At 61.3% G+C, this 25,343-nt stretch carries 25 protein-coding genes and 1 tRNA gene; 9 read left to right on the forward strand and 17 right to left on the reverse strand.

Annotation, left to right across the window (positions count from 1 at the left end):
* Position 1: 1 nt before the first annotated feature.
* Positions 2 to 862, reverse strand: coding sequence for a 2,3,4,5-tetrahydropyridine-2,6-dicarboxylate N-succinyltransferase (dapD, locus tag VOI22_RS13385; protein WP_323796961.1), 861 nt, complete (start codon positions 860 to 862; stop codon positions 2 to 4).
* Between the two features lie 41 nt (positions 863 to 903).
* Between dapD and VOI22_RS13390 the strand changes: the two genes are divergently transcribed.
* Positions 904 to 1,083: a hypothetical protein gene (locus tag VOI22_RS13390; RefSeq protein ID WP_323796962.1), complete on the forward strand. Its 180-nt coding sequence runs from the start codon at positions 904 to 906 to the stop codon at positions 1,081 to 1,083.
* A gap of 184 nt (positions 1,084 to 1,267) precedes the next feature.
* Entirely contained in the window at positions 1,268 to 2,479 is a 1,212-nt protein-coding gene (locus VOI22_RS13395) for a multidrug effflux MFS transporter (protein ID WP_323796963.1), read from the forward strand.
* 3 nt (positions 2,480 to 2,482) lie between these two features.
* Here the strand turns inward: VOI22_RS13395 and VOI22_RS13400 are convergent, their stop codons facing one another.
* A complete protein-coding gene (locus tag VOI22_RS13400) occupies positions 2,483 to 3,172 on the reverse strand; it encodes a pyrimidine 5'-nucleotidase (RefSeq protein WP_323796964.1) in 690 nt (229 codons plus the stop codon).
* A gap of 101 nt (positions 3,173 to 3,273) precedes the next feature.
* Here VOI22_RS13400 and VOI22_RS13405 point away from each other — a divergent pair, with 101 nt between their 5' ends.
* Together VOI22_RS13405 and VOI22_RS13410 are read left to right on the forward strand one after the other, a co-directional pair.
* A complete protein-coding gene (locus tag VOI22_RS13405) occupies positions 3,274 to 5,013 on the forward strand; it encodes a diguanylate cyclase (RefSeq protein ID WP_323796965.1) in 1,740 nt (579 codons plus the stop codon).
* Positions 5,003 to 6,295, forward strand: a complete 1,293-nt coding sequence (locus VOI22_RS13410; protein ID WP_323796966.1) for a DUF2336 domain-containing protein — start codon at positions 5,003 to 5,005, stop codon at positions 6,293 to 6,295. The genes VOI22_RS13405 and VOI22_RS13410 overlap by 11 nt, the downstream gene beginning before the upstream one ends.
* A 10-nt stretch (positions 6,296 to 6,305) precedes the next feature.
* Here the strand turns inward: VOI22_RS13410 and VOI22_RS13415 are convergent, their stop codons facing one another.
* From VOI22_RS13415 to rpmH, 7 genes are all read right to left on the reverse strand, one after another.
* Positions 6,306 to 6,641 carry a hypothetical protein gene (locus tag VOI22_RS13415; protein WP_323796967.1) on the reverse strand — a complete coding sequence of 112 codons (336 nt, stop codon included), beginning with the start codon at positions 6,639 to 6,641 and terminating at the stop codon, positions 6,306 to 6,308.
* Positions 6,642 to 6,906: 265 nt separating this feature from the next.
* Positions 6,907 to 7,815, reverse strand: a complete 909-nt coding sequence (gene argB, locus VOI22_RS13420; RefSeq protein ID WP_323796968.1) for an acetylglutamate kinase — start codon at positions 7,813 to 7,815, stop codon at positions 6,907 to 6,909.
* A gap of 36 nt (positions 7,816 to 7,851) precedes the next feature.
* The gene (gene yihA / locus VOI22_RS13425) at positions 7,852 to 8,487 is read right to left on the reverse strand and encodes a ribosome biogenesis GTP-binding protein YihA/YsxC (RefSeq protein WP_028467502.1); all 636 of its coding nucleotides are present in this window, start codon (positions 8,485 to 8,487) and stop codon (positions 7,852 to 7,854) included.
* Positions 8,488 to 8,494: 7 nt separating this feature from the next.
* The gene (gene yidC, locus VOI22_RS13430; RefSeq protein ID WP_323796969.1) at positions 8,495 to 10,249 is read right to left on the reverse strand and encodes a membrane protein insertase YidC; all 1,755 of its coding nucleotides are present in this window, start codon (positions 10,247 to 10,249) and stop codon (positions 8,495 to 8,497) included.
* The gene (yidD, locus tag VOI22_RS13435; protein WP_323796970.1) at positions 10,246 to 10,530 is read right to left on the reverse strand and encodes a membrane protein insertion efficiency factor YidD; all 285 of its coding nucleotides are present in this window, start codon (positions 10,528 to 10,530) and stop codon (positions 10,246 to 10,248) included. Before yidD ends, yidC begins: the two co-directional genes overlap by 4 nt.
* The gene (gene rnpA / locus VOI22_RS13440; protein ID WP_028467500.1) at positions 10,527 to 10,904 is read right to left on the reverse strand and encodes a ribonuclease P protein component; all 378 of its coding nucleotides are present in this window, start codon (positions 10,902 to 10,904) and stop codon (positions 10,527 to 10,529) included. Before rnpA ends, yidD begins: the two co-directional genes overlap by 4 nt.
* 57 nt (positions 10,905 to 10,961) lie before the next feature.
* Positions 10,962 to 11,096 (reverse strand): 50S ribosomal protein L34, encoded by a 135-nt coding sequence (gene rpmH / locus VOI22_RS13445; protein WP_028467499.1) that lies wholly within the window; start codon positions 11,094 to 11,096, stop codon positions 10,962 to 10,964.
* A 268-nt stretch (positions 11,097 to 11,364) separates the two neighbouring features.
* On the opposite strand from rpmH, the gene VOI22_RS13450 reads away from it, so the two are divergent.
* From VOI22_RS13450 to VOI22_RS13460, 3 genes are all read left to right on the forward strand, one after another.
* Positions 11,365 to 12,822 (forward strand): dihydrolipoyl dehydrogenase family protein, encoded by a 1,458-nt coding sequence (locus tag VOI22_RS13450; RefSeq protein WP_323796971.1) that lies wholly within the window; start codon positions 11,365 to 11,367, stop codon positions 12,820 to 12,822.
* A 36-nt stretch (positions 12,823 to 12,858) separates the two neighbouring features.
* Positions 12,859 to 14,265, forward strand: coding sequence for a HAMP domain-containing sensor histidine kinase (locus tag VOI22_RS13455; RefSeq protein WP_323796972.1), 1,407 nt, complete (start codon positions 12,859 to 12,861; stop codon positions 14,263 to 14,265).
* A gap of 110 nt (positions 14,266 to 14,375) precedes the next feature.
* Entirely contained in the window at positions 14,376 to 15,104 is a 729-nt protein-coding gene (locus VOI22_RS13460) for a Crp/Fnr family transcriptional regulator (RefSeq protein ID WP_323796973.1), read from the forward strand.
* A gap of 27 nt (positions 15,105 to 15,131) precedes the next feature.
* Here VOI22_RS13460 and gpt read toward each other — a convergent pair whose 3' ends face one another.
* Entirely contained in the window at positions 15,132 to 15,638 is a 507-nt protein-coding gene (gpt, locus tag VOI22_RS13465) for a xanthine phosphoribosyltransferase (protein ID WP_028467495.1), read from the reverse strand.
* Positions 15,639 to 15,883: 245 nt separating this feature from the next.
* Positions 15,884 to 16,861, reverse strand: a complete 978-nt coding sequence (locus tag VOI22_RS13470) for a hypothetical protein (protein ID WP_323796974.1) — start codon at positions 16,859 to 16,861, stop codon at positions 15,884 to 15,886.
* A 575-nt stretch (positions 16,862 to 17,436) separates the two neighbouring features.
* Here VOI22_RS13470 and VOI22_RS13475 point away from each other — a divergent pair.
* A tRNA-Arg gene (locus VOI22_RS13475) sits at positions 17,437 to 17,513 on the forward strand.
* Between the two features lie 152 nt (positions 17,514 to 17,665).
* Entirely contained in the window at positions 17,666 to 18,175 is a 510-nt protein-coding gene (locus VOI22_RS13480) for a response regulator (RefSeq protein ID WP_323796975.1), read from the forward strand.
* Positions 18,176 to 18,208: 33 nt separating this feature from the next.
* On the opposite strand, the gene VOI22_RS13485 is transcribed toward VOI22_RS13480, so the two are convergent.
* From VOI22_RS13485 to VOI22_RS13510, 6 genes are all read right to left on the reverse strand, one after another.
* Positions 18,209 to 20,014: an isocitrate dehydrogenase kinase/phosphatase AceK regulatory subunit gene (locus VOI22_RS13485; protein WP_323796976.1), complete on the reverse strand. Its 1,806-nt coding sequence runs from the start codon at positions 20,012 to 20,014 to the stop codon at positions 18,209 to 18,211.
* 150 nt (positions 20,015 to 20,164) lie between these two features.
* Positions 20,165 to 21,040: a 3-hydroxyacyl-CoA dehydrogenase family protein gene (locus VOI22_RS13490; RefSeq protein WP_323796977.1), complete on the reverse strand. Its 876-nt coding sequence runs from the start codon at positions 21,038 to 21,040 to the stop codon at positions 20,165 to 20,167.
* A gap of 84 nt (positions 21,041 to 21,124) precedes the next feature.
* On the reverse strand, positions 21,125 to 22,927 hold the full coding sequence (locus tag VOI22_RS13495) for an acyl-CoA dehydrogenase (RefSeq protein ID WP_323796978.1): 1,803 nt from the start codon (positions 22,925 to 22,927) through the stop codon (positions 21,125 to 21,127).
* A gap of 15 nt (positions 22,928 to 22,942) precedes the next feature.
* Entirely contained in the window at positions 22,943 to 23,713 is a 771-nt protein-coding gene (locus VOI22_RS13500; protein ID WP_323796979.1) for a glucose 1-dehydrogenase, read from the reverse strand.
* 14 nt (positions 23,714 to 23,727) lie between these two features.
* Positions 23,728 to 24,918 carry a thiolase family protein gene (locus tag VOI22_RS13505; RefSeq protein ID WP_323796980.1) on the reverse strand — a complete coding sequence of 397 codons (1,191 nt, stop codon included), beginning with the start codon at positions 24,916 to 24,918 and terminating at the stop codon, positions 23,728 to 23,730.
* A 127-nt stretch (positions 24,919 to 25,045) separates the two neighbouring features.
* Complete coding sequence (locus VOI22_RS13510; protein WP_323796981.1) at positions 25,046 to 25,213, reverse strand: hypothetical protein; 168 nt, start codon at positions 25,211 to 25,213, stop codon at positions 25,046 to 25,048.
* Between the last annotated feature and the right edge of the window lie 130 nt (positions 25,214 to 25,343).

Below are 25,343 nucleotides of genomic sequence, written 5' to 3' on the forward strand. Positions count from 1 at the left end.
ATCAATCCCGCAGCAGGTCGTTGATCGAGGTCTTGGAGCGGGTCTGGGCATCGACGCGCTTGACGATCACGGCGCAGGAGAGGCTCGGGCCCGGCGTGCCGTCCGGCAGCGGCTTGCCCGGGAGCGAGCCCGGTACCACGACGGAATAGGCAGGCACGCGGCCGATGAAGATCTCGCCCGTATCGCGGTCGATGATCTTGGTGGTGGCGGAGATAAAGACGCCCATGGAGAGCACAGCGCCCTCCTCGACGATCACACCCTCTACCACCTCGGAGCGGGCACCGACGAAGCAATTGTCCTCGATGATGACCGGGGAAGCCTGCAAGGGCTCCAGCACGCCGCCGATACCGACGCCGCCGGACAGGTGCACGTTCTTGCCGATCTGGGCGCAGGAGCCGACCGTGGCCCAGGTATCGACCATCGTGCCCTCGTCCACATAGGCGCCGAGATTGACGAAGCTCGGCATCAGCACAACGCCCTTGGCGATGAAGGCGGAGCGACGGACGACACAGTTCGGCACGGCGCGGAAGCCGGCCTCGCGGAAGCGGTTGGCACCCCAACCGGCAAACTTCGACGGCACCTTGTCCCACCAGACGGACGGACCGAGATTGCCATCGACCGGGCCACCCGGGATGATGTCCATGTCGTTCAGGCGGAAGGACAGCAGCACCGCCTTCTTCGCCCACTCGTTCACCTGCCATTTATGATCGCCAAGCGGCTGGGCTGTCCGGATGGAGCCATCATCGAGACCGGCCAATGCCTGCTCTACCGCCTCGCGGATCTCGCCCTTGGTTTCCAGACCGACATTGTCCCGGTCGTCCCAGGCCGCATTGATCACTGTTTCGAGTTGGCTCGCGCTCATAGCCTCACACCCCATAACCTGCATGAAATTTGAGGCGCAACATGAGCACGTGGCGGATTTCTGTCAATCTGTGCAGCGTTGCTTTTTTGGCATCATGGCGCGAAGTAGGCACCGCCATTCTGGTGAATGACCTGACCGGTGATGTATCCGGCGTCCGGACTGCAGAGAAATACCAGCCCCTGCATGGCTTTCTGGAAGCTTTGAGGCGGACATTGACCTAGCGCCGTTCGCTGTTAAGCTTATCGGGCTATGAAAATGAACCGGGTAATTGTCGTAGTCGGAAGGCGTATGGGCGAGGTGGCATAGCCGCCGGGCGAAAGCACCCATGCGCGGTAAGCAGGCCCCTCACGGGGCCTTTTTCATGATCAAAGCCCTCCCGCTCCGAACACGCCAGAGATACCCGCCATGTCAAAGCCTCAAGACGGACCGCGCCTGTCCACACTGATCCTGCTCTCGGCGCTCTGCATCCTGCCCGTCAACATTTTCCTGCCGTCGCTGACGAACATGGCCGCCGAATTCGGCGTGGAATACAGTGTGATTGGCCTCTCGCTGGCCGCCTATGCAGCGGCGTCCGCCGTTCTCCAGATTGTTTTGGGACCCCTGTCCGACAGGTTCGGACGGCGGCCGGTGATCCTTTCCGGTCTCGCACTCTTCATGATCGCCACGGCGGGATGTATTTTTGCGCCCGATATCTGGACCTTCCTCGGATTCAGATTGCTCCAGGCTGTGATCGCACCGACCTATGCCGTGGCCCTTGCCGTCATCCGGGATACGACCAGCAAGGAAGAGGCCGCGAGCAAGATCGGATATGTCGCGATGTCCTGGGCCGTGGCGCCCATGCTCGGGCCAAGCCTGGGCGGATTGCTCGACGAGGCATTTGGATGGCGCGCCAGCTTCTGGTTCCTCGAAGCCTTCGGCCTTGCCGTCTTCGCCCTCTGCTGGGCGGACCTGCGGGAAACCAACCACTCCCGCTCCGGCTCCATGAGCGCGCAGTTCCGCGCCTATCCGGAACTGTTCTCCTCCGGGCGGTTCTGGTCCTATGCGCTCTGCATGGCCTTCTCGGTCGGCGCCTTCTTCGCCTTCCTCGCAGGCGCACCGCTCGCCGCCGGTTCCGCCTTCGGCCTTACGCCCGTGACGCTCGGCCTCGGCATGGGGTCGATCACGGCAGGCTTCATGTTCGGAAGCTTTCTCTCCGGGCGTTTCGCCGGGAGGGTCCCGCTGACGACCATGATGCTCGCCGGGCGAAGCCTCGCCTGCGCGGGGTTGCTTCTGGGACTGATGCTATACGCGATGCAGGTCGATCACGTGATGGCGCTTTTCGGCCCCTGCATGCTGGTCGGCGTGTCCAACGGGCTGACCCTTCCGAGCGCGAATGCCGGCGCTATCTCGGTAAATCCGAAGCTCACCGGCAGTGCAGCCGGCCTCGCAAGCGCCATTACCGTGGCGGGCGGCGCCACCATGGCATCAATCGCCAGCGCTGTTCTGACGGCTGAAAACGCCCGCTATGCGCTTCTACTCGTGATGCTCGGATCGGCCGCCATCGCTCTTGCGGCGGCACTTGCCGCGCGCCGCCTCGATACGGCGCAGCCGGAAAGCTCAGATTTACGAGGAACGTAGTGCTCAGGCCGGTCGCGATCCGGACAGTCCGTTCAGCCATGCCGTCAGATCGTCGGCGACGTGGTGAACATAGTCCTGCTCCGCCCCTTCCTTCGCCCAGTCGAGCGTGCCGGAGAGCCAGACCGTGGTCATACCCAGGGCGGCGGCAGGTTCCAGGTTTCGAGCCATATCCTCGACCATGACGCTGCGTGCGGGATCGAACCCGTAGCGGGAAACCAGCGTGTCGTAAGGGCCAGGATTGGGTTTCGGCACGTAATCGGCCGCGACGATATCGAACACATCCTCAAAATGATGGTCGACGCCGATCTGCCCCATGATCCGCCGTGCGTGGGGAACCGAGCCGTTGGTGTAGATGATTTTCCGTCCCGGCAGCCGACTGATGGCGGCCTCAAGTGCGTGGTCGGGCTCAATATCCGCCACATCGATGTCATGCACGAAATGGAGATACTCCTCTCCATCGATACCGTGCTCCGCCATCAGGCCGTTCAGAGTCGTCCCATAGCGCCGGAACATGTCCTTCTGCAACGCGCGGGCAGGCTCGTGCTCAAGCGAGAAACGGTTCTGGACATACTCGGTTATCCGCACAGAAACCCGGGCAAATATATTGCTCCCTGCAGGATACAGCGTGTTGTCGAGATCGAAGACCCATGTCTCGATTGCGTTTGGGTCCAGCATTCCCTTGTTTTTTAGCATATTGTTATCTTTCATCATCCTAGAGTGGCGTCTCGAACCGCCGCGGGCAAGCGCGGCGACAGTCACAGTCCCCTAACGGGGATCGGCGAGGGGAACGCGGCGTGACAAGGCAACAGAGCGGCACCGGCACGATGGACAGTAAAGAACCAAAAGAGTTTGCAGGGGTCGATTCGGACCAAATTCTGCAGTTGCTGGAGGATGGCGCTCCTCTCTTCCAGTATCCGGGACCGATCCTGCTGCTGGATCAGGAAAAGAGTATTATCGGCGCGAACCCGGCTGCAATGTCCCTGGTCCACGGGATCATGTCCGGCAGCGCCCTTTCGGTAATTGCGCTGGTCAGCGCCACTCTCTCCAGCGGCGGCCGCCCCCAGAACATGAAGATCCTGGACGAGGAAGCAGGGCGGACAACCGATATCACCGCCCTTCCGGTCGATGGCGGGGAGCATGTGCTGCTGCTGGGCCGGGATATCTCCCTCGACCAGAACTTGCGCAACGCCCTGGTCGAATCCCGGCAGCGCTACAAGGACCTGGTCGAAATCTCCAGCGACTTCGCTTGGGAAACCGACGTGAACGGCAAATTCGTCTTCGTCTCTACCGCGGGCGCTTTGGGCTACGAGCCGGACGAACTGGTCAGCCATTCCGCCGACGATTTCGTCAGCAAGATAGACGGTATCGAGGTGGTCACACCCTTCAACGCGAGAGAACCCTCGACCGGGATCGAATTCCGTTTCCGCCGGGCTGACGGCAGCATCGCCGAGCTGGAGGCCTCCGCTGCCCCCCTCCATTCAGATGACGGCGAGTGGCTTGGCGCCCGCGGTGTCTGCCGGGATATGTCCGAGGCACGGCGGCGCGATGCCGCTCTGGCAAAGGCCCGCAATCGCGAACGGCTGATGGCCTATATCGTGCGAACCATTCGCGACGAAGTGGACCCGAAAGCCATGCTGGCTTCCGCCGCCCGCGCGATTGCCCGCTCCCTCGCCTCGGACGGCTGCGTGATCTGCCGCAAGAACGACGCGGGCGGCCTTATGCTGGCCGTCGAACTCGGCGACGCCCCCGAGGCCTTCCTCGCCGATCTACTCAAATCCGGGGCCGAAACCCTGGCCCCGATCACGCTGACCGATGCCGACGGCTCGAACATCCTCGCCTATCCGACCGGATATCATCAGAAAGCGAATGGCGCGGTGATCCTCTGGCGAGACACTGTCGGCGGGGTCTGGAACGAGGATGACAGCGACCTGATGAAAGAGGTCGTGAACCAGATCGGCATCGCCATCGAGCAGGTCGCCTCCCACGAGAATCTGGAACTGCTGTCGACCACAGACCCGCTGACCAAGCTGCTGAACCGGCGCACCTTCCAGCAGCGCCTCGACGACCGGCTGGCAAAGGCCGGCGAAGGCGGCGCGCTGATCTATGTCGATCTGGATAACTTCAAGTTGGTAAACGACAATCTCGGGCACCAGATGGGCGACAAGGTATTGCTCGACGTTGCCGCAATGCTGCACGACGCGGCCGGCAAACAGGATATGCCGGCCCGGCTCGGCGGTGACGAGTTCGTTATCTGGTTCGATGGCGCCGACAGAGAGACGGCCGCCAGCAAGGCCGAAGGGTTGCTGAAAGCCGCCGGCTCTCTGGCACAGTATGCCGTGGACGAGACCCGCAAGGTCGGCATGTCTATCGGTATCGCCTGCATCGGCGGGCAGCCCCATGCCCCGTCCGAGAATGCCGAGAGCCTGGTCGCCCGCGCCGACGAAGCGATGTACGAGATCAAGCATGGCGGCAAGAACGCCTATGCTTTTGCAAAAGACCCGGAAGAAAGCGGAGACCGCAGTGATGGCCAATGAACCGAAGCGGCGGATGAGCGACAGGGAAAAAGCCCTTTACGAGAAGGCAAAGAACGTCGCGGCGAGCACGGATCTAGCGGAGCGCCAGCGTCTTGCGGAAGACCACCTGACGCCACCCGAAATCCTGTTCTTCCTGGCCGAAGACGATAACAGCGAGATCCGCGAGGCAGTCGCCGCCAACACGGCGACACCGCGCCATGCCGACCATTTTCTGGCGCAGGACGAGAGCGACGATGTTCGCTCCATCGTTGCCCGCAAGGTCGCGGCGATAGCGCCGAACCTGAGCTCGGAGCGGCGGGACAGTATCCGCAAGCTGACCGTCGAGGTTCTGGAGACGCTGGCGCAGGATCAGGTCGAGCGTGTCCGGGCTGTCCTGGCGGACGCGGTAAAGGATCTGCCGGACGCCCCGCCGGAACTGGTCAGCCGTGTCATTGCCGTGCTGGCCCGCGACACCGTGCTCTCGGTCTCCGGACCTATCCTGGAACATTCTCCGCTGCTGGCGGACGAACTGCTTGTCGAGATTATCCGGAACGAGCCTGTAGCTGGCGCGCTCTCCGCCATCTCACGCCGCCAGACAGTATCCGAGCGGGTGTCGGATGCGGTCATTTCCGCAAAAGACGATGCCGCCATCGCCGATCTTCTGGGCAACAGGTCCGCCCAGATTCGCGAGGAAACGCTGGATGAGTTGATCGAGGGCGCACCGGATCGACCCGTGCTGCACCGACCGTTGGTAACGCGTCCGAAACTGCTTGGCCGCCATGCCCTGAGCCTGGCCAAGTTTGTCGGATATGCGCTGGTTGCCGAACTTAGTAAACGTGCTGATCTCGGTGCGGAAACCTCGGCTCACCTCGCCGCTGAAATTGAAAAGCGGCTGGCGGAAAACCCGGCACTGGCAGAGGGCGACGGTATCGTGACCGGGCGCGAGCGGGCCCGGCAGATGTATGACAACGGGACATTGACCGAAGAGGTCGTGCGCGATGCGGTCAGCGAAGGCAAACGCCCATTTGTGCTTGCCTCGTTCGAGTTGATCACCGGTCTGTCGGAAGATGCTGTGCACAGCCTTGCCTCATCGATCAATCCGAAGGCCGTGATCGCGCTGGTGTGGAAAGCCGGCTACAGCATGGAATTCGCGGTACAGCTTCAGATTCGTCTCGCCAACATTCCGCCGGAGAAAGCGCTCAAACCGACCGAAGATGGCGGCTTCCCGCTCAGCGATGACCAGCTTTCCTGGCAGATCGAACTGGTGAGCGAGGAACCCGAAGAGGCTGAGGAAGACGCTTAGAAGGCGCCGGTCAGGACGCGACTTCAGGTTTCGGAGGTTCGCTCTCTTCTTTCTGCCAGTCATTACCGGCGGAAATCACACAGGTCTGTCCGCCGGGTGTTGAAACAGCGATTGTCCAGCTCCCCGTCTTGGAGCTGAAGACCTGCACGAAGTTACCGGCTCCGTCGAAACCGGAGGCGGATACCGCCTCTCCGTATTTCTTTCCGAGCTGGTTGACCAGATCTCCGTGCTGGGTGCAAAGCCGTGGATCCAGCGCACTGGCCGGAGCCACAAAGGAAACGATCCCGGCAACAAGTGCGGCGGCGCCGATGCAACGCTTCGCCTGACTTTTCAAGCTTCCACTCACGGCATTCTCCTTTCCGAGAAATGCGCCGATCCCAGTGCGTGGTCCGACATACCGTCTCGCCGCAGCACTTTTTAGAGAAGCTCCAAAGGCTTCCCAATTCCTATGATTGTACGGAAGGATCGTTGACAAATCGCAAACGGGAATCCGGGCGATTTATACCGCTTGTTAAGAATAATAACGGCGAAATCGCCGTTATTTCAGCTCGTTGGAGAATTTCGTGCCTTTCGGCAAAAGTCGGGACTCCCCGACTTTCACGTCAACCGGATCAGCCGCGGATAATGGTTCCGACGCCATGTGGCGTGAACAGCTCGACCAGGCAGGCATGGGGCACACGTCCGTCGAAAATGACAGCCGCGCGGGCGCCATTCTCCACCGCATCGATGCAGGTTTCGATCTTCGGGATCATACCGCCGGAGATGGTCCCGTCCTCGATCAGGCCCCGCGCGTCGCCGACGCTGAGTTCCGGGATTAATTGGCCGTTCTTGTCCAGCACCCCGGCCACGTCGGTCAACAGCAGGAACCGGGCAGCATCCGACGCCGAAGCAATCGCACCGGCCGAGGTATCCGCATTGATGTTGTAGGTCTCGCCGTCCTCGCCGAAGCCGATTGGCGCGATCACCGGGATCAACCCGCCGTCAGAGAATGTCTTCAGAATGCTGACATCCACGCTTGCCGGCTCGCCGACGAAACCGAGATCAAGCACCTTCTCGATATTGCTGTCCGGATCTATTTTGGTCCGCTGCAGCTTGCGCGCGGTGATCAGGTTGCCGTCCTTGCCGGAAATGCCGATGGCCCGGCCGCCGGCGGCATTGATGGCAGCGACGATACTTTTGTTGATGGAGCCCGACAGAACCATCTCGACGATCTCGACCGTCGCGCTGTCGGTAACCCTCAGGCCATCGATGAACTCGCTCTTGATGGCCAGACGTTCCAGCATTTTGCCAATCTGCGGGCCGCCGCCATGCACGACAATCGGGTTCATGCCGACCTGCTTCATCAAAACCATGTCGGCGGCGAAGGATTTGAAGAGCGCGTCGTCACCCATCGCGTGACCGCCGAATTTCACGGCGACCGTCTTGCCGCTGTATCGGCGCATGAAGGGCAAGGCCTCGGTCAGAATACCGGCTTTGGAAAGCCATTCCTGCCGCAGTTCGATCAAAGACGATTCGCTCATGTCTCTCTCCCCCAACGCTTATCAGTCCTGAGCTGCTCAGTCCGCCAGCGCGGCGAGTCCCGCTCTCAGTTCAGGTATGCCCGTTCCCTTATCGGCACTGGTGCAGACGATCACCGGATGCGCGGCGACGTGCTTTCGAAGCTCCGCCTCCGTCTCCGCCACGATCGCATCCAGCTCAGGTTTTTTAGGCTTGTCGACCTTGGTCAGAACGACCTGATAGGAGACCGCCGCCTGGTCCAGCATGTCCATCATCTCGCGGTCCGTGTCCTTGAGGCCGTGGCGGGAATCCACCAGCAACAGCACGCGCTGCAGCACCGTACGGCCCTTCAGAAACTGACGCAGGGTGCGATTCCAGGCCTCAACCGTGGTCTTGGAAACCTTCGCATAGCCGTAGCCCGGCAGATCCACGATCATCAACCGGTTACCCAGATTGAAGAAGTTGAGCTGCTGGGTCCGCCCCGGCGTGTTCGATGTGCGTGCCAGCGTCTTGCGGCCGGTCAATGCGTTCACCAGACTCGACTTGCCCACATTTGAACGCCCGGCAAAGGCGATTTCCGGCATGGTGGCTTCCGGCAACTGGTCTAGCCGTGCCGCGCCCCACACAAAACCGCATTCCTGGGCAAACAGGTGACGGCCAACTTCCAGTTCTTCGGGGCTCAGCTCTTCGGTCATCACACTCCTACTTGACGCCCATGCGCCACATGATGAGCCGCTGCTGGGCAATCGAAAGCAGGTTGTTCCAGGCCCAGTAGATCACCAGACCAGCCGGGAAATTCGCCAGCAGGAAGGTGAAGAAGATCGGCAGGAACATAAACACCTTGGCCTGAATCGGATCGGCCGGCTGCGGGTTCAGTCTCTGCTGCAGGAACATGGTCAGCCCCATCAGGATCGGCCAGACACCGATCATCGGGATGAACTCCGGCGGCGTCCACGGGATCAGACCGAAGAAATTGAAGAGCGTGGTCGGATCCGGCGCGGACAGATCATGGATCCAGCCATAGAACGGCGCGTGGCGCATTTCGATGGAAACGAACAGCACCTTATAGAGCGCGAAGAAGACCGGAATCTGCACGAGGATCGGCAGACAGCCGGAGGCCGGATTGACCTTCTCCTTCTTGTAGAGCCCCATCATTTCCTGGTTCAGGCGCTGCTTGTCGTCGCCATATTGCTCACGCAGGGCCTGCATCTTCGGCGTCAGCTCGCGCATCTTCGCCATCGACTTGTAGGACTTGTTGGCCAGCGGGAAGAACACCGCCTTGACCGCGACCGTAAAGATCAGGATGGCGATGCCGAAGTTACCGACCACCCCATGCAGCCATGACAGCGCATAGAAGAACGGCTTGGTCAGGAAGTAGAACCAGCCGAAGTCCACAGCCAGATCGAAGTTTGCGATGCCGTATTCGGCTTCGTACTTGTCCAGCAGCTTGACCTCTTTGGCACCGGCAAAGAGGTGCACTTCGGATTCAACCACACCGCCCGCCGGGATCGCCCTGGCGGAACCGAGGTAATCCGTCTGGTAGCGGTCATCCTGCTGCCGGATCATGTGCATGAAGCGGTATTTGACGGCTTCGTCCTGGGCCGGCACCAGAGCGGCCAGCCAGTATTTGTCGGTAATACCGATCCAGCCGCCGGTCGCCGCAACCTCAACGTCACCGTCCTCCTGCAGATCGTCGTAATCGACTTCCTTCAGGGTCTCGTCAAAAACGCCGAGCGGACCTTCATGGAGGATATAAAATCCTGCCGTCAGCGGCGTGCCACCACGGGAAAGCAGTCCATACGGGAAGAGCGTCACCGGCGCATTGCCGCTGTTCCGCACCTTCTGCGTCACGGAGAACATGAACTGGTTGTCGATGGCGTAGGTACGCTCGAAGACCAGGCCCGCGCCATTGTCCCAGGTCAGCGTGACCGGCTGATTCGGGCTCAGCGTGTCGCTATCAGCAGCCCACACGGTCTTTGCATTCGGCACCAGGGTACCCTCTGCTTCCGGAACCCAGCCAAACTCGGCGTAGTAGGATTTCGGAACACCGACAGGTTTCAGCAGATGAATATCGTCGCTGTTCTTGTCCAGGCTCTCGCGGTAGTGGGTCAGAACCGTATCGTCGATCCGGGCCCCCACGGTCGAGATCGTGCCGCGCATGCCTGGCGCTTCGATCTTGATCCGTTTCGGGTCTGCCGCGATTGCGCGCCGTGCCTTGACCGCATCCTCAGCCGACATCTTGGTGCCGCCCGGCAGGGACCCACCACCGACCGGCGCACCGGACGGAACGTTCGACGCCGAGGGCGCTGCGGAAGAGTCGGTTGTCCCGGAAGCCGTGAGTTCGGCCTGACGGGCCTGCTCTTGCTCGACCTTCGGAACTTCATAGAAAAACTGAAACCCGACCAGGATCGCCACTGACAGTACGACGGCGAAAATCAGGTTTTTTTGCTCGTTCATTGTTCGGCCCGACAATTGTGATGCAGTTGGCAAGCGGCCCCATCCCGCTCGGGGACGGGATCATAGCCACAGCCGCCCCAGGGATGACAGCGCAGAATCCGTTTTACGGTAAGCCAGCCGCCGCGAACGGCACCGTGGCTTTCGATTGCGTCGAGTCCATAGCGGGAACAGCTCGGCTCGAAACGGCAATTAGTCCCGAGAAACGGGGAAATCATGTAGCGATAGAAGAAGATAAGCCCGCGGAGCAACCATGCAAGCGGGGAGCCGGTGACGGAAGTCACGTCCGAACCTCCTGCTTGAGGGCATCCACCTTGCCGAGCGCGCGTTTAAGGTCGGCTAGCAGGCCGTTATAGGAGCGGGTCAGGGTATTCGCTCGGGCAATCAGGACAAATTCATGCCCCGGTTTCGCCATCGCGTTCATTACATCATGAACCACGGCTCTCAGCCTTCGTCTTGCCCGGTTCCGCTGAACCGACCCGCCAACTTTACGGCTGGCAGTATAGCCAACCTTGATCTCGGTCTCGTGACCGGGCTCAAGCGGGCGGGCTTGCAGGACAATCCCTTGCGTAACGGCCTTGCGGCCTGTCCGGGCAATCGTGAGGAACTGGCTGCGCTTTTGCAGGCGCTCCAACGTTCCTGAGGACGGATTGCGCATGGCAAAAGAGCTTTCTGAAATGCAAGCGACCCGGCCAATCCGGCCGGGCAGCAGCATTTAGGCGGACAGACGCTTGCGGCCTTTGGAGCGCCGGTTGCGAATAACATGACGGCCGCCAACGGTCGCCATGCGGGACCGAAAGCCATGACGGCGCTTGCGTACGAGTACGCTGGGCTGATAGGTGCGTTTCACGGGAAGTCTCCGTCGACGTAAAATATAGCAATCTCGCGAGTGCCGGGCTGTATATAGTTTTGCCCTGCCCGAGTCAACGCAGGTGCGCACTCTATGTCACATAATTGCGGCGACCGATCGGCTCACCCCGGCATTTCCTCACGCCAAGGTGACTGGTTGTGCCTCGACCAGTGCGCGACATAGATGCCCTGAATGGGTTTCCGCGGATGAACTGCCGCAGCTCGAGCTGTGAGTCCGCGACTATATACCGAGGAGTATCCAGAGAGCGATGAAGACGAACGCCCCCGACTCCATGAATGCCGAACAGGAAATATCGGCGGATATCTGCGTGATCGGCGGAGGCTCGGGCGGATTGTCCGTCGCCGCCGGCGCCGTGCAGATGGGCGCCTCGGTCGTCCTGTTCGAGCGGGGCCTGATGGGCGGGGATTGCCTGAACTATGGATGCGTTCCCTCCAAGGCCATGCTTGCGGCCGGTCACGCCGCAGCGGCGGCACGTGGGGCAGCAAAGTTCGGCGTGACCTTACCGGAGCCGGAAATCGATTTTCGGCAGGTCCACGACCATGTCCGTGACGTGATCGCCGGGATCGAGCCGCATGATTCCGTCGAGCGCTTCGAAGAACTGGGCGTCCGGGTTGTCCAGGCGCAGGCTACATTCACGGATGCCCGCACGGTGACCGGCGGGGGCGTCCGGGTCTGTGCCCGGCGTTTCGTGATCGCGACCGGGTCCAGCGCCATGATCCCGCCCATCGCCGGTCTCGACAGCACTCCCTACCTGACCAACGAAACCATTTTCGACCTGACCGAACGTCCGGATCACCTGCTCATCGTTGGCGGTGGCCCAATCGGCTGCGAACTGGCCGAAGCGCACCGCAATCTCGGCGCGGACGTGACACTGATCGAAGCCGCCCGCCTGCTCGGCAATGAAGACGAAGAAGCCGCGGAGGTCTTGCGCACCCACCTGAAGGAGATCGGCGTCACCCTTCTCGAAGGCGCCATGGTGAAACGGACTGACGGCTCCGGGGGATCCGTCCGGATTTCCATCGAGCAGGACGGCGCACAGCAGCAGATCGAGGGCAGCCACCTCCTCATGGCCGCCGGTCGCAGCCCGAATATCCAAGGACTCGGCCTGGAGGCCGCCGGGATCAAGTACGGCAGGGCCGGGATCGAGGTCGATGCAGGCCTCAAGACCAGCAACCGGAAGATCTACGCCATCGGCGATGTCGCGGGCGGCCTGCAATTCACCCATGTCGCCGGGTATCACGCCAGCATCGTGATCCGCAGCGCTCTCTTCCGCATGCCTGCGAAAGCCGACCACAGCGCTGTACCCCGCGTCACCTATACCGACCCCGAGCTTGCCCATGTCGGCTTGCTGGAGCGGGAGGCGCGCGCGCAGCACGGCGAGAAGCTGCGGGTGCTGAAATGGCCCTATCAGGAGAATGACCGGGCCAGGGCCGAGCGCGCGACAAACGGCTTCATCAAGGTGATGACCCTGAAAAACGGACGGGTGCTGGGCGCGACCATCGTCGGCAAGAACGCCGGGGACCTGATCCAGACCTGGGCCATGGTGATCTCACAGAAGATCAAGATCGGCGCGGTCGCTTCATCGATCGTCGCCTACCCGACCCTCGGGGAAATCGGCAAGCGGGCCGCCGGTTCTTTCTTCACGGAAACACTGTTCAGCCCGCGCATGCGCAAAATCGTCCGCTTCCTCGCCGCCTTCGGGTAAGCTTGCCCCGCAGGTTACGTCGACGGACATGTGTATATGCTGGGCTTTGCTAACAGTCTCTCTTTCCGGCTCCTGCTGCTGACGGTGTTTTTCATCATGGTGGCGGAGGTGCTGATCTACACCCCGTCGATTTCGCGGTATCGGCTGAGCTATCTGCAGGAGAAGCTGGCGGAGGGCCACCTCGCCGCACTGTCCGTCAAGGCGGCGCCGGACGGTATGGTCACAGAGATGCTGGCGCGCCAGTTGCTGGACCATGTGGACGCCTACAGCGTCGTGGCAAACGACGAATCCAATTTCATGCCAATGCTCCGGCGGGCCGTGGTACCGGAACCGGATATTGCCGTTGATCTCAGAAGCACCGGCGTTCTGACCCTGATCCTCGATGCGTTCGATACCCTGGCACAGACCCGCAACCGGATCGTCCGGTTGCACGGCCAGTCTCCGCGAGACCCCGAGATCTTTGTCACCATGCTGATTGACGAGCGGCCGATGCACATGGATATGCTGGATTTCTCCTGGCGCATCCTCACGCTCTCGGTGGTCATCTCGCTTTTCACCGCGGCCCTTGTCTTCCTTTCCCTGCGCTGGCTGATGGTGCTTCCCATGCAACGCATCACCAGCAGCATGATCGCCTTCCGCCAACGTCCGGAAGATCCGACATCCGATCTGCCTGCCTCCGACAGGCGGGACGAAATCGGCATCGCTGTCCGCGAACTCGCGGAGATGAAACAGGGCGTCCGCCAGGCGCTCCGGCAAAACATGCGGCTTGCGACGCTCGGCACGGCGGTGAACAAGATCAACCACGATCTGCGTAATATGCTGGCCACCGCCACGCTGGTTTCCGACCGCTTCGCCGAAAGTTCGGACCCGTTCGTCCGCAAAGCGGTGCCGCCCTTCCTCAGGACAATCGATCGGGCGGTCAAACTCTGCTCGGACACCCTCAACTTCACACAGGAATCGGTTCCCCTGATGACCGAACGCCTCACGCTGAAGGCCTTGCTCGACGACATCATCCCGGAATTGAAGACGTCGATAGGAGAGGGCCATCTGGCCATCGAGACCGACGAGCCCCCCAACGTGTTCATATCGGTCGACCCCGACCAGATTTACCGGATTTTCGCCAACCTGGCCTCGAACGCGGCCCGCGCCGGAGCGTCCCGTTTCCATATCGGCTTCGAACATGATGGCGGAACGCTGACACTTCTGTTCGAGGATGACGGCCCCGGCATACCGGAGCCTATTCGCGAGAAACTGTTTCTGCCTTTCCAGTTATCCGGCAATGGCGGTGGCTCCGGGCTCGGTCTGGCCATTGCGCGTGACATCGCACGCGCTCATGGTGGCGCGCTTTTCCTCGCTCACACCGGAACAACAGGCAGCGGTTTCCGCTGCGAGTTACCATGCCCGACTTCGGGGCAATCGCGCGGAAGTGCCCACGCAGCGTAATAACGCACGTCGAGCATCTTCCACCCGGGGCACGAAAACGTTAGTGTTGGGTCAGTCATAGCCACCGGATCGATCATGGATCCCTCGACTGGCATGGACCGGAGCATCGGATGCAAAGCATCTCGGGAGAAAATAGCGCAACCGCGGCAACAGGCTCGCCGTGCGATGATTGCGATATCCGTGATCTCGCAATCTGCGGTGCACTCCGGGCGGAAGAAGTGCAACGGCTTACCGGCATCCTGTCTTCCGTTGAGTTGGCGGCCGGCGATCCGATTGTCGATGAAGGTGAAGCTGCGGACTATGTCTACACGCTGACAACAGGCGCTGTCCGGCTCTACAAATTACTGGCCGATGGCCGCCGGTCGGTGACGGGATTCCTTTTTCCAGGCGATTTTCTCGGCGTGTCCCATCGCGACGCTTATGGCTTTGGCGCTGAAGCGATAACGCCCGTAACACTCTGCCGCTTCCCACGGTCCAAACTCGAGGCCCTGTTGAAGGAAATCCCGACGCTTGAGCATCGGCTGTTCGCCCGTGCGTCCGAGGAAATGACCCTGATGCAGGAGCAGATCGTCCTGCTTGGCCGGAAAACCGCTGCGGAGCGCGTTGCTTCCTTCTTCCGAGGGCTTTCAGCCCGTCAGGTGAAGCGCCATTTGCCCGCGAATCCGGTTTCCGTGCCTATGACCCGAACGGACATCGCAGATTATCTCGGCCTGACCACAGAAACGGTCAGCCGGACCATTACCCAACTCAAGAAAAAGAAGCTTATTTCCGTCGAGCACGGATCCCGGGTGCGAATCGAGGATGAAGAGCAACTCGACGAACTCGCCGAAGCCCTTTAGCGCCACAGTCTCTAGCGACGGAGCTCTTTAACGTCGCAGCGAGGAGATCGGCTCAACCGGGCGCGGCTCCAGATCCCAGGGGAAATGAATCCAGGTATCCTGGCTGACCTCGGTCACGAAAGTATCGACCAGCGGCCGGCCGGCAGGCTTGGCATAAACCGTCGCAAAATGAGCTTTCGGCAGCAATGCCCGCACAGCCTTCGCCGTCTCACCGGTATCGACCAGATCATCGACAATCAGCCAGCCTGTGCCATCACCCGCGATGTCACATGTTTTCATCATGCGGATGGTACCGCGCTCCTGGTCGGAGCCATCGACGCCGTAGGATGCGGCGCTGACCGTGTCGATAATCCGGATGTTCAGCTCACGCGCCACAACGGCTGCAGGGACCAGCCCGCCGCGTGTGATGGCAACGATTCCGTCAAAGGGACCTACTTCTGTCAGCCGCCAGGCCAGGGCCTTTGCGGTTCGGTGAAGCTCTTCCCAGCTGACCGGGAAGGACTTGTTAAAAGAAGCCTGATCGTCACTCGGCATGGCGCGCACCCATCAACAGCGTACAGAGATGTGGCGACATAGCCCGGTCGGCGGAATTCCGCAACGCTGAATGCCATGACCGCTCCGCGTCCGATTCGCTCCCACTATCGTTCTCCGACGTGAATATCGCTTCGGCCCGGGTCAATCTGACGGACGACACACCGAACCCGGCGTGACACATTTCGCACATAGAAAAAGCGCCGCCCGAAGACCGGACGGCGCTTTTTTAACTCTTATGTTCCCGGCTAGCGGACGAACAGACGAACCTCGTTGCTCGACGTGTCGCTGGCAGTTGTCGCTGACAGAGCCACCCGGCTCGGCGGCAGCCCCATATCGGTCAGGGCACGAAGGACATCCTGCGCGTTCTTCCGCGCCTTGCTGGTGTCGAGCGCTGCCTGCGCCGACGAGCCACCGGACGGGGACACCGCCACAAGGTCGAAGGACGCATCCGGGCGACGTTCCAGAGCCCGGCTGACGGCAGTGTAGAGCGCCTGCTGATAGTTCACGTTGTTCCGGTCGAAGCGGATCACCACGAGGGGCCGCCGAGATCCGGTGGCGGAACTCAGGCCACGACTTTGAACTGTCGGAGTCGCCGTTGCCGAGGCACTGCCCATTCCGTAGGTACGGGAGGCGAGGCTGGTGCCGAAGAACTCACCGTTCTTGATAGCGAGAGCCAACGTGTTCAGATCGTTCCGTTCGGTTGCAACATAACGGCTCTGACGGCGAATATCGTCGCTCAGCTCGGTCAGCAACCGGTCAACCAGCACAACGGTGCGGTTGACGTCATCCTCAAGCACTTCCAGCTGACGGTGGTCTTCGTCAACAGCACCGGAGAGGCCGAAGGCAGCACGCGTGGCGTCGAGCAGGTAGGTCGACAGCGCGGCGTCAGCAGCAACACGGTTAGAAAGATCGTTCATGTCGCCGATATCGGCATTCACCTGTTCGAGCAAACGCTGCGATTCGTTCCAGGAAGAGACCAGCACCGGATTGCCCGGCGTGGTGCCTACCTGCAGCCGCGAGCGGATGGTCGCAACGGACAGGTGATAGGTCTGCGCATTGCCGATCGTCCTCTGACGGACAGTCTGCAAATCACCGTTATGGCTCCGTATGGATTCCTGCAAACGCCGCAGGTCATCCCGGAGCTGCACCACCTTGTTGCCGACGAAGGTGCCTGTTGCGGCTCCCGGTCTGGGCGGCTGCACTTCGAAGTTCGTATTGTTCAAACTAAGTTGCTGCTGCCCACTGGCACTGAGTGGCTGGCCTGCGAGTTCGCCGGCAGACGGCTGAATCGCCACCTGGCCAGGCACTTGCCCGGATGTCTGAGCGGCTCCGGCCGGAGCTTCGCCAGAAAGGCTCGGCCACAAAGCGTCGGATGAAAAAGAACAGCCTCCGAGAAGGAGAACCATTGCGCCCAGAACAACGAGCGACGAGCGATTAAGAATCATAGGACGCTGTCACCTTGTAAATAGGTGTTATGTTTGCCGCGGTTTCAGGTAGATCCGTCCGACCAACCAATGCCGACCCCCCTAGCAATGAGCCCCGGCGATCCGCCCTTTCGGGTAGGAGCCCCGCCTCCGTCTACCCCCGACCGGTACGGGTTGAAGACGGTAGGAATAAGCTTGCTGACGCAGTCCCCCACTGATGGTAGCCGCAAGCCGCGAAATTCGTAGGGATAGTAACCAATGCCAATCGGGCCTACAAGTTGTTTTCCCAAACGATTCCGTAAGATAAGCGCTTGCGTTTCCAATTAGGCTTGAGTATGTTCCGGCCTCCTTCGGGGGCGCCATGCTCCCAAGGGGCGCCCGTAGCTCAGCTGGATAGAGCACTTGACTACGAATCAAGAGGTCGGGAGTTCGAATCTTCCCGGGCGCGCCATTTCATAATTCCCCCCAGAATTCCCCCGTATGCAGCGGGTTTCAAGCCAGCGTTCCGTGGCTTGAATACGATCATGCGCGCCGCCCACACTGAATATTAACTTTTCTCGCGCTATATAACGTTCAGGCTGAATAAAGGCTTGGACGCAACAGATGACAAAGCTTTCAAAAGAAGATCTGCGTGCCCTTCGGGTGATGATCGTGGAAGATGACCAGCCAACCAGGCTGCTCATACGAACATTTCTGGAGCATCTTCTGTTTGACGACGTCACCGAACGCGAGAACGGCGAGCTTGCCCTCAAGGACCTGACCAGGCGGCATTACGACCTCGTCATCACCGATCTTGAAATGCAGCCGATGAACGGCTGGGACATCCTGCATCGCATCCGCCACGACCCGAACGTCACGAACCCCTATGTTCCCGTCATTCTCGTCACCCAGCACGCCAGCAGGGAATCGGTCCTCAAGGCCCGGGATGACGGCGCGAGTGCGTTTGTTGCCAAGCCGGTCGACTTCAAAAATCTGCAGCGGACAATCCTGACTGTGCTTTCCGACGCCCGTCCGTTCGTGAAGTCAGACGGTTATGCAGGTCCAGACCGCCGGCGGCAGGACAAGCTCCCCAAGGGCGGCAAGTACCAGCGCGAGGGTGACTATCGCTGGTAGCCCCATCACGGCTACCGCATCACTGTTACCCCATTATGATTCTGAGGATAGTCGGCACTCCTCGCGATAAGGTGTCAGCCTCGGGACCTGGCCGCTATTCAGGCGGTCCTGCATTTCCGTCCAGTATTCCAGCGTCAGAAGATCGCCGTGGGCTTCCCGGAAAACACGCCGGAGACGACGGTTCTCGATCCTGAGATGCGTTTCCAGCTCCTCGGGCAGAAAGATCACGCCCTCCTCGAAGAACCAGTCCGGAATATCCTCCTCGCCATCGAATCGGTCCTGATTGGTCCGCACCTTGACGTCGGTCAGATCCTCAATGGCGTCGTAATCAAAGAGATAAACTTTGCGGATACCGCTGATCCCGTAATTCCGGCCGTCGAGATCCTTGTTGAAGATATTCGCCGCGGCATTGTTGGCGATGCACTGGCCGAGATTGAGGATCGCGACTTCGGCCTCTTCCTCCGTGGCACTCTCCAGAAAGACCGGAAACGGAATCATCTTGATCTGCACGATCAGGTGGCGAAACAGCAGCCCCGCCCCGGTCTGGATCACGTTGTCGCCCGCCGCCTCCAGGATCTCCTGGCGCAACGTGTCGGTGAAGTAATCCGCCGGCAGGGTGACGTTGTAATAGATGATGTTGTCCAGCATGGAGCCGGCCCGGTTGATCTCGTGCACCCGGCTGTATTTCTGCAGCACGGAACGGACACCCGGAAACACACCCCATTTGTAGCCCGCGGTCGGATGGTCCCTGATCACCTTGGCGACATAGCCGAGGGAGGGCGCCGAAAATCCGATAGCGACAGTGCCCCGGGAGCCGACGGCATAATCCAGCGTCTCTCCGGATGCCTTCAGCTCGTCCTCGATCTGCCTGATCACGGCGACCTTGCCGATATGATTATAGCCGATGGTGGAATATTGCAGGCCGTGCGGCCGGTCGGGCATCAGAGCGAACAGAAAGGCCGCCATCTCATGATAGTGCTCGGCCGTCACATGAAAATTGGCCAGCGTCGAGCTGAAGACATATTGCAGGTCATCCGAGCCGAGAATGACCGCGTCGACCAAAATCCCCTCCGCCTCATTCAGCAACGCAATACCAAGCGGAACAGGCTCCAGACCGTCACGCAAGATCCGGCCGACGAGATAGGCGCCCCGGTTCCGATAGAACCCGGCATCCGCCATCTCGATCCCGTCGATCCGGCCCGCCTCCGGGACGGCTTCTAGAATACGAGCCGCGACTGCGTCAGCATCCGCCGCAAGATTGCGCCAGGACCGTGAAAACCCGGCCAGAGTCAGCACAGGAACAAGCTGCGCGCCGTCAACCGGCCTCTCGATATCGAACAATCGGGTGACAACGGGATGCGGCACTTTTTGCTCATCCCGAGCGCGGGCGCTGGAATAGGTCGAGGCGCGCCACATATCCGCATGCACCTGACGCCGCACTGAATTGAGAAACGCATAGGCGAGGTCTGCATGATAGAGCCCGTCGATCAGAGGCAGATACTGGTCTTCCACCTCCGCCCAGAAAGCGTCCTTACCCTGGACTTCCGGGCAATGCAGCAGGATCACTGGCACCAGCGCATTGACGGTCGCACCATAAATGCCGAGCCGCTCCTGGCTCAACGCGAGAGAAGCCGGCCAGTCCCGCGCTTCGAAAGCCGTCTTGGCGAGGGTCGCGATGGCTCTGAAACGGCCGTAATAATCTGTGAAAGCGCCATGGATCAGTGATGCGACGGATTCGATCCTGTCCGCATCGCTGCCGGCCGCCTCAAGTTCTTCCTGAGCCGCTGCCGTGATGTTCGGCGTTCTCAGTGTCGTCTCGCCACGCCGGATTGATTGCACCGTCTCGCCCCTTCCCTTCCGGGTTTTCTTTGATCATGGGCCGGGAGGCCTAGCAGGATAAAGCCCTTTTCAGCGCACCGGGACAGACGCCGAAGCAAAACAGGCGGCCACAAGGACCGCCCGTCTAAAACCTTAAAGGTCTTGCGTGAGTCAGGCGACCCGCTTGCCTTTTTCGTCGTAGCGGTACCAGCCCCGACCAGCGCGGCGGCCGGTGCGGCCGGCTTTCACCATCTGACGCAGGATCGGGCGCGGGTTGAAGCGCTCGCCATAGGCTTCATGCAGGATCTCGGCAACCTGCAGGTTCAGGCTGTTGGAGATATTGTCCATCAGCTCGAACGGGCCGACCGGATGGCCGAGGCCCAGCTTGCAGCCGATATCGATATCTTCCGGCGTGCAGGCACCTTCCTCGGCAAGCCGCAGCACCTCGTCCCACATGGCGAAGAGGATACGATTGACGGCAAATCCAACCACGTCCTTCACGTCAATCGGGGTCTTACCGGCCTCGATGCAGACATCACGAGCGGCGGCGATCACCGTATCGTCCGTGTCCATGCCGCGGATCACCTCGACCAGCTTCATGCGGCTGACTGGAGAGAAGAAATGCAGGCCGAGGAAACGGGACTGGCGCTTCTCGGAGAAATAGGAAGCCAGCACGGTGATCGAGATGCTGGAGGTGTTCGACGCGATGATCGCATCATCCTTGCAGACCGCGTCCAGCTCTTTATAGACAGCGGCCTTCACCTCTTCGTCCTCGAACACGGCCTCGATCACCAGATCGCGGTCGCCGAACCCGGAGACGTCCGTGGCGGTGGAAATGTTCGACAGCGCCGCCGCCATGTCCTCTTCCGCCCAGAACTTCCGGGCGACACCGGATTCGAGCGTCTTCTGGAGTCCGGCCATTGCCTTGTCCAGACGCGCCTGCTCCGGCTCCATCATCACCACGTTCTTGCCAGCCATGGCGAAGACCAGGGCAATTTCGGAGCCCATCATCCCGGCGCCGATGACGCCGATTTTGTTCACTGACATCCCATCCTCCTCGAACGGCTTGGTATCTGAAACTCGTTGCCCGATTTCGTATAGGCTCCGTCGCGCCCGTTCAAGCGAACCCGACTAAAAACCGTCAGCGGACATGCGAAAGACCGTATCGTCACCGGATTCGAGCAGGCCGAGCGCCGGCGCCGCGCGGGGCAGCAGCCAGGCGAAGACAAAGCCGCAGGTCTCGATCTTGCCGTTGAGAAAGGCCCGTTCTTCCGCACTGTCCGCCGCCGGCAACGACCGCTCGGCCGTAACGGCCTGCGCCAGCCAAGAACGGGCGAGGGTGATATATCCCGCCGCCTCCATGAAGGCCGCCGCGTTCGCCAGCACGCAGCGCGGCTCTTGCCGGAGCGCCGGAAGAAGCTGTTCGGCAAGCTTCCGGAACCGGTCCGTCATCTCCTCGAGATCCCCCGCATGCCCGGCCAGAGTATCAACGGCGCGCGCGGCCATCACCGTTTCAGCAATGCCGTCCAGAAAGAGAGTGAAAGAACGGCCATCTGCCTGTCCGAGCTTTCGGCCCATCAGGTCAATCGCCTGGATACCGTTCGCGCCCTCGTGGATCGGGTTCAGCCGATTGTCCCGCCAGAACTGCTCGACCGGGAAATCCCGCGTATATCCGGCGCCGCCATGAATCTGGATCGCCGCATCGTTCGCCTCCAGCGCCCGGTCGGAGAGGAAGGATTTCAGAACAGGGGTCAGAAAATCGAGCAGCAGCCCGGCATCGCGGCGTGCGGCCTCGTCGGGATGCGTCCGCTGATCGTCCACCAGCAGCGCCGCTTCCAGGCAGAGCGCCAGCCCGCCCTCGGCCACCGCCTTCTGCAACAGCAACATCCGCCGAATGTCCGCATGCTCGATCAGCGGGATCTGCGGGCTTGCGGGGTCCTTCCCGTCGGGATGCCGGCCCTGCGGGCGCGTCCGGGCATAGTCGAGGCTGTGCAGATAGCCTGTATAGGCCAATGCTACGGCACCTGAGCCGACACCGATCCGAGCCTCGTTCATCATGTGGAACATGTAGGTCAAACCGCGATGCTCTGTGCCGATCAGCTCGCCGATGCAGGGCACCTCCTCGCCAAGATTGATCACCGTGTTGACAGTGCCGCGATAGCCCATCTTGTGATTGAGCCCGGCAAGAACAACGCCATTCTCGGCCCCCGGATTACCGTCTCCGTCCAGCCGGTAACGCGGCACCAGAAAGAGCGAGAGCCCCTTCACCCCCACCGGCGCGTCCGGCGTCCGGGCCAGAACAAGATGAACGATATTTTCCGCAAGCTCGTGCTCACCGCCGGAGATCCACATCTTGGTGCCGGTGAGAGCATAGCTGCCGTCGTCACGTGGAGACGCCGTGGTGCGAACGTCGGAGAGCGAGGAGCCGGCATGCGGCTCCGACAGCATCATCGTGCCAAAGAAGCGGCCATCCATCAGCGGCGGCAGGAACTGCGCCTTCTGGCTTTCCGTGCCGTGTGCGGCGATCAGGTTACCGGCGGCGATGGTCAGGAAGGGATAGGCGACGGTGGCGAGATTGGCAGCCTGGAAATAGGCGAAGGCGGCCTGCGTCACCACCCAGGGCAACTGCATGCCGCCGAGCGCCTCGTCGTGATGGGCGGCGGCGAAACCGGCTTCGCTGAAGGCGGCGATAGCGGGGCCGATCTCCGGGTGGACAACCACCCGGCCATTCTCGATACGCGGATCGTCGAGGTCGGAAGCGCGGTTGTGCGGACGGAACTTATCGGCCGCGATACGGCGGGCCGTCTCCAGGATCGCATCGTAGCTCTCCCGCCCCTGCCCCTCGAACCGGGGACGGTCAAGCAGCCTGTCGATCCCGAGATGCTCATGCAGCAGGAAGCCGAGATCCCGGTCGCGTATCAGAAAGTCCGTCATCCGGTTTGCCTCGCCCTAGCGCAAGACGAAGCCGCCATCGACGGTGACGACCGAGCCGGTCATGTAGGCCCCTTGGTCGGACGCCAGCAGCAGCAGCGCGCCATCAAGATCGTCCGGCTGGCCGAGCCGACGTTGCGGGATCGTCCTGACCATTTTCTGGCCGGGTTCGGTCTTGAAAAAGCCGCTGTTGATCGGCGTTTCGATATAGCCCGGCGCGATGGCGTTCACCCGGATGCCATAACGGCTCAGCTCCAGCGCCATGGCCCGGTTGAGCTGCAGCAGCCCGCCTTTCGACGCACAATAGGTCGAGAGCGCGCCGATCACTTCGGTCCCGAGTACCGAGGAGATATTGATGATCGAGCCGCCACCGCTCTCCTTCATCCGCCGGGCCGCTGCCTGGCCAACCAGGAAACAGCCTTTCAGATTGGTGTCGAGAACCTGATCGTAATCCTCGGGGCTCATCTCAAGGAACGGCTTCTGCACGGCGATCCCGGCATTGTTGACCAGCACATCGAGCGGGCCGAGCGCGGCCTCCGCATCCTCGACGGCCGCCGCGACGGAGGCCGGGTCGGTGACATCCATGGCCACCGCATGGGCGGTGCCACCGGCAGCGCGAATCCGCTCCGCCAGTTCCTGCAGCTTGGCCACCTGGCGTGCGGCCACGGCTACGGCTGCACCGCTGGCCGCCAGTGTCTCCGCGAAACGGGCGCCAAGGCCCTGGCTGGCGCCGGTGACCAGCGCCACCTTGCCGGTAAGGTCAAAAGACCCGGTAAGGTCAACAGACATGGGAAGCTCCAGGATCAGACGGCGAGATTTTCGATCAGCACGGCCATGCCCTGGCCCGCGCCCATGCACATGGAGATGCAGGCATAACGCTGCCCCGACTCCTGAAGGTGGTGCATGGCGGTTATGGTCATCCGCACCCCGGTGGCGCCCGGCGGGTGACCGATGGAGATGCCCCCACCATAGAGATTCGTCACGTCGCGACCGATCCCAAGCTCCTTCTCCGCATGCAGGTTCACCACCGCGAAGGCCTCGTTGATCTCGTAATAGTCGATGTCGGATGCCTTCATGCCGCGCTTCTCCCAAAGCGCACGGATCGCCGGCACCGGACCGCAGCCCATGATCCGCGGGGAGACGCCGACAATGGTCCAGTCGACAATCCGGGCCACGGGCTCAATGCCCTTGGCCTCCATCTCCGCCCGGTCACCGACCAGCACAAAGGCGGCACCGTCCGTCACGCCGCTGGAATTGCCCGGCGTCACCTGACCGCCCTTGCGGAAGACCGGCTTCAAAGTCGCCAGCTTTTCCAGCGTGATCTCCGGGCGCGGGAACTCGTCCTCGCTCATCAGCCTTGTGCCCTTGCGGCCCTCCGGCACCTCGATCGGCGCGATCTGCCGGGCGAGGAAACCGCTCGCCATCGCCTTGCCGGCGCGCTGCTGGCTCATCAGCCCCCAGGCGTCCATATCCTCGCGGCGATGCTGGAAATCCTCGGAGAGGTTCTCGGCAGTCGCCCCCATCAGGCCGTGGCCGAACGGATCGCTATAGACGGATTCCATGGTGTCTTCGAAGCTCTGCGCGCCGCGGATGGCGCCCCAGCGCATCTTCTGGTTGGCGAAAGGCGCGCGGGAGAAATTCTCACCGCCACCGGCCAACGCGATCTTGCCGTGTCCGGTCATGATCTGCTGCGCGGCGGTCAGGATCGCCTGGGTACCGGAACCGCAAGCCCGGTTCACCTGCACAGCACAGCTTTCGTCCTTCATGCCAAGATTCAGACCGGCCGCGCGGCCGGTGTAATAGCCGTCCGGATCGACCGGCAGGACATTGCCCCAGACCACGTGATCGATCTCTTCCGGCGAAATCTCGGCATCTTCCACGCAGGCCCTGGCCGCATGGGTTGCCAGCGCCGTCAGCGGAATGTCCTTCAGCGATTTCCCGAAATCCCCGAACGGCGTGCGCTTTCCGCCCGCCAGAACGATCTCCTGAGCCATGATCCCTCACTCCCCTGCACCGGCTTTCGCGATGCTTCTTTGTATGTTTTTCGGCGCCGGAACTCTGGCCCGAAGGGAGGCGGCGGCGCAAGCCGGATTTGGAGAAGGGAGAAGTGATCGGCGCCCGTTATCTGCCCGCGCTGCCGGAGGGCGACAGTTGAAAGCGCCATTTGCGCTGAACGGCCGCATCGAGATCGAGGTCGTATCGGTGCGCCAACAGCAAGACATGACCGAGCAGGTCCGCAGCCTCATCCTCCAACGCCTTGTTATCCCAGGAGCGCGTATTTGTGCCCAAGCACCATGCTAGGTCCCGTCCCCAATTGCGTGTCGCAGACAGCCAGCTAAAGGTCGCTTGCTCGCAATGTGGAATTGACATCTTGACTATTAATTAAGCATTTAGATTTTCTGCTTAGATATCACGCATA

Source organism: Nisaea sp., from assembly GCF_034670185.1.
GTDB lineage: Bacteria > Pseudomonadota > Alphaproteobacteria > Thalassobaculales > Thalassobaculaceae > Nisaea.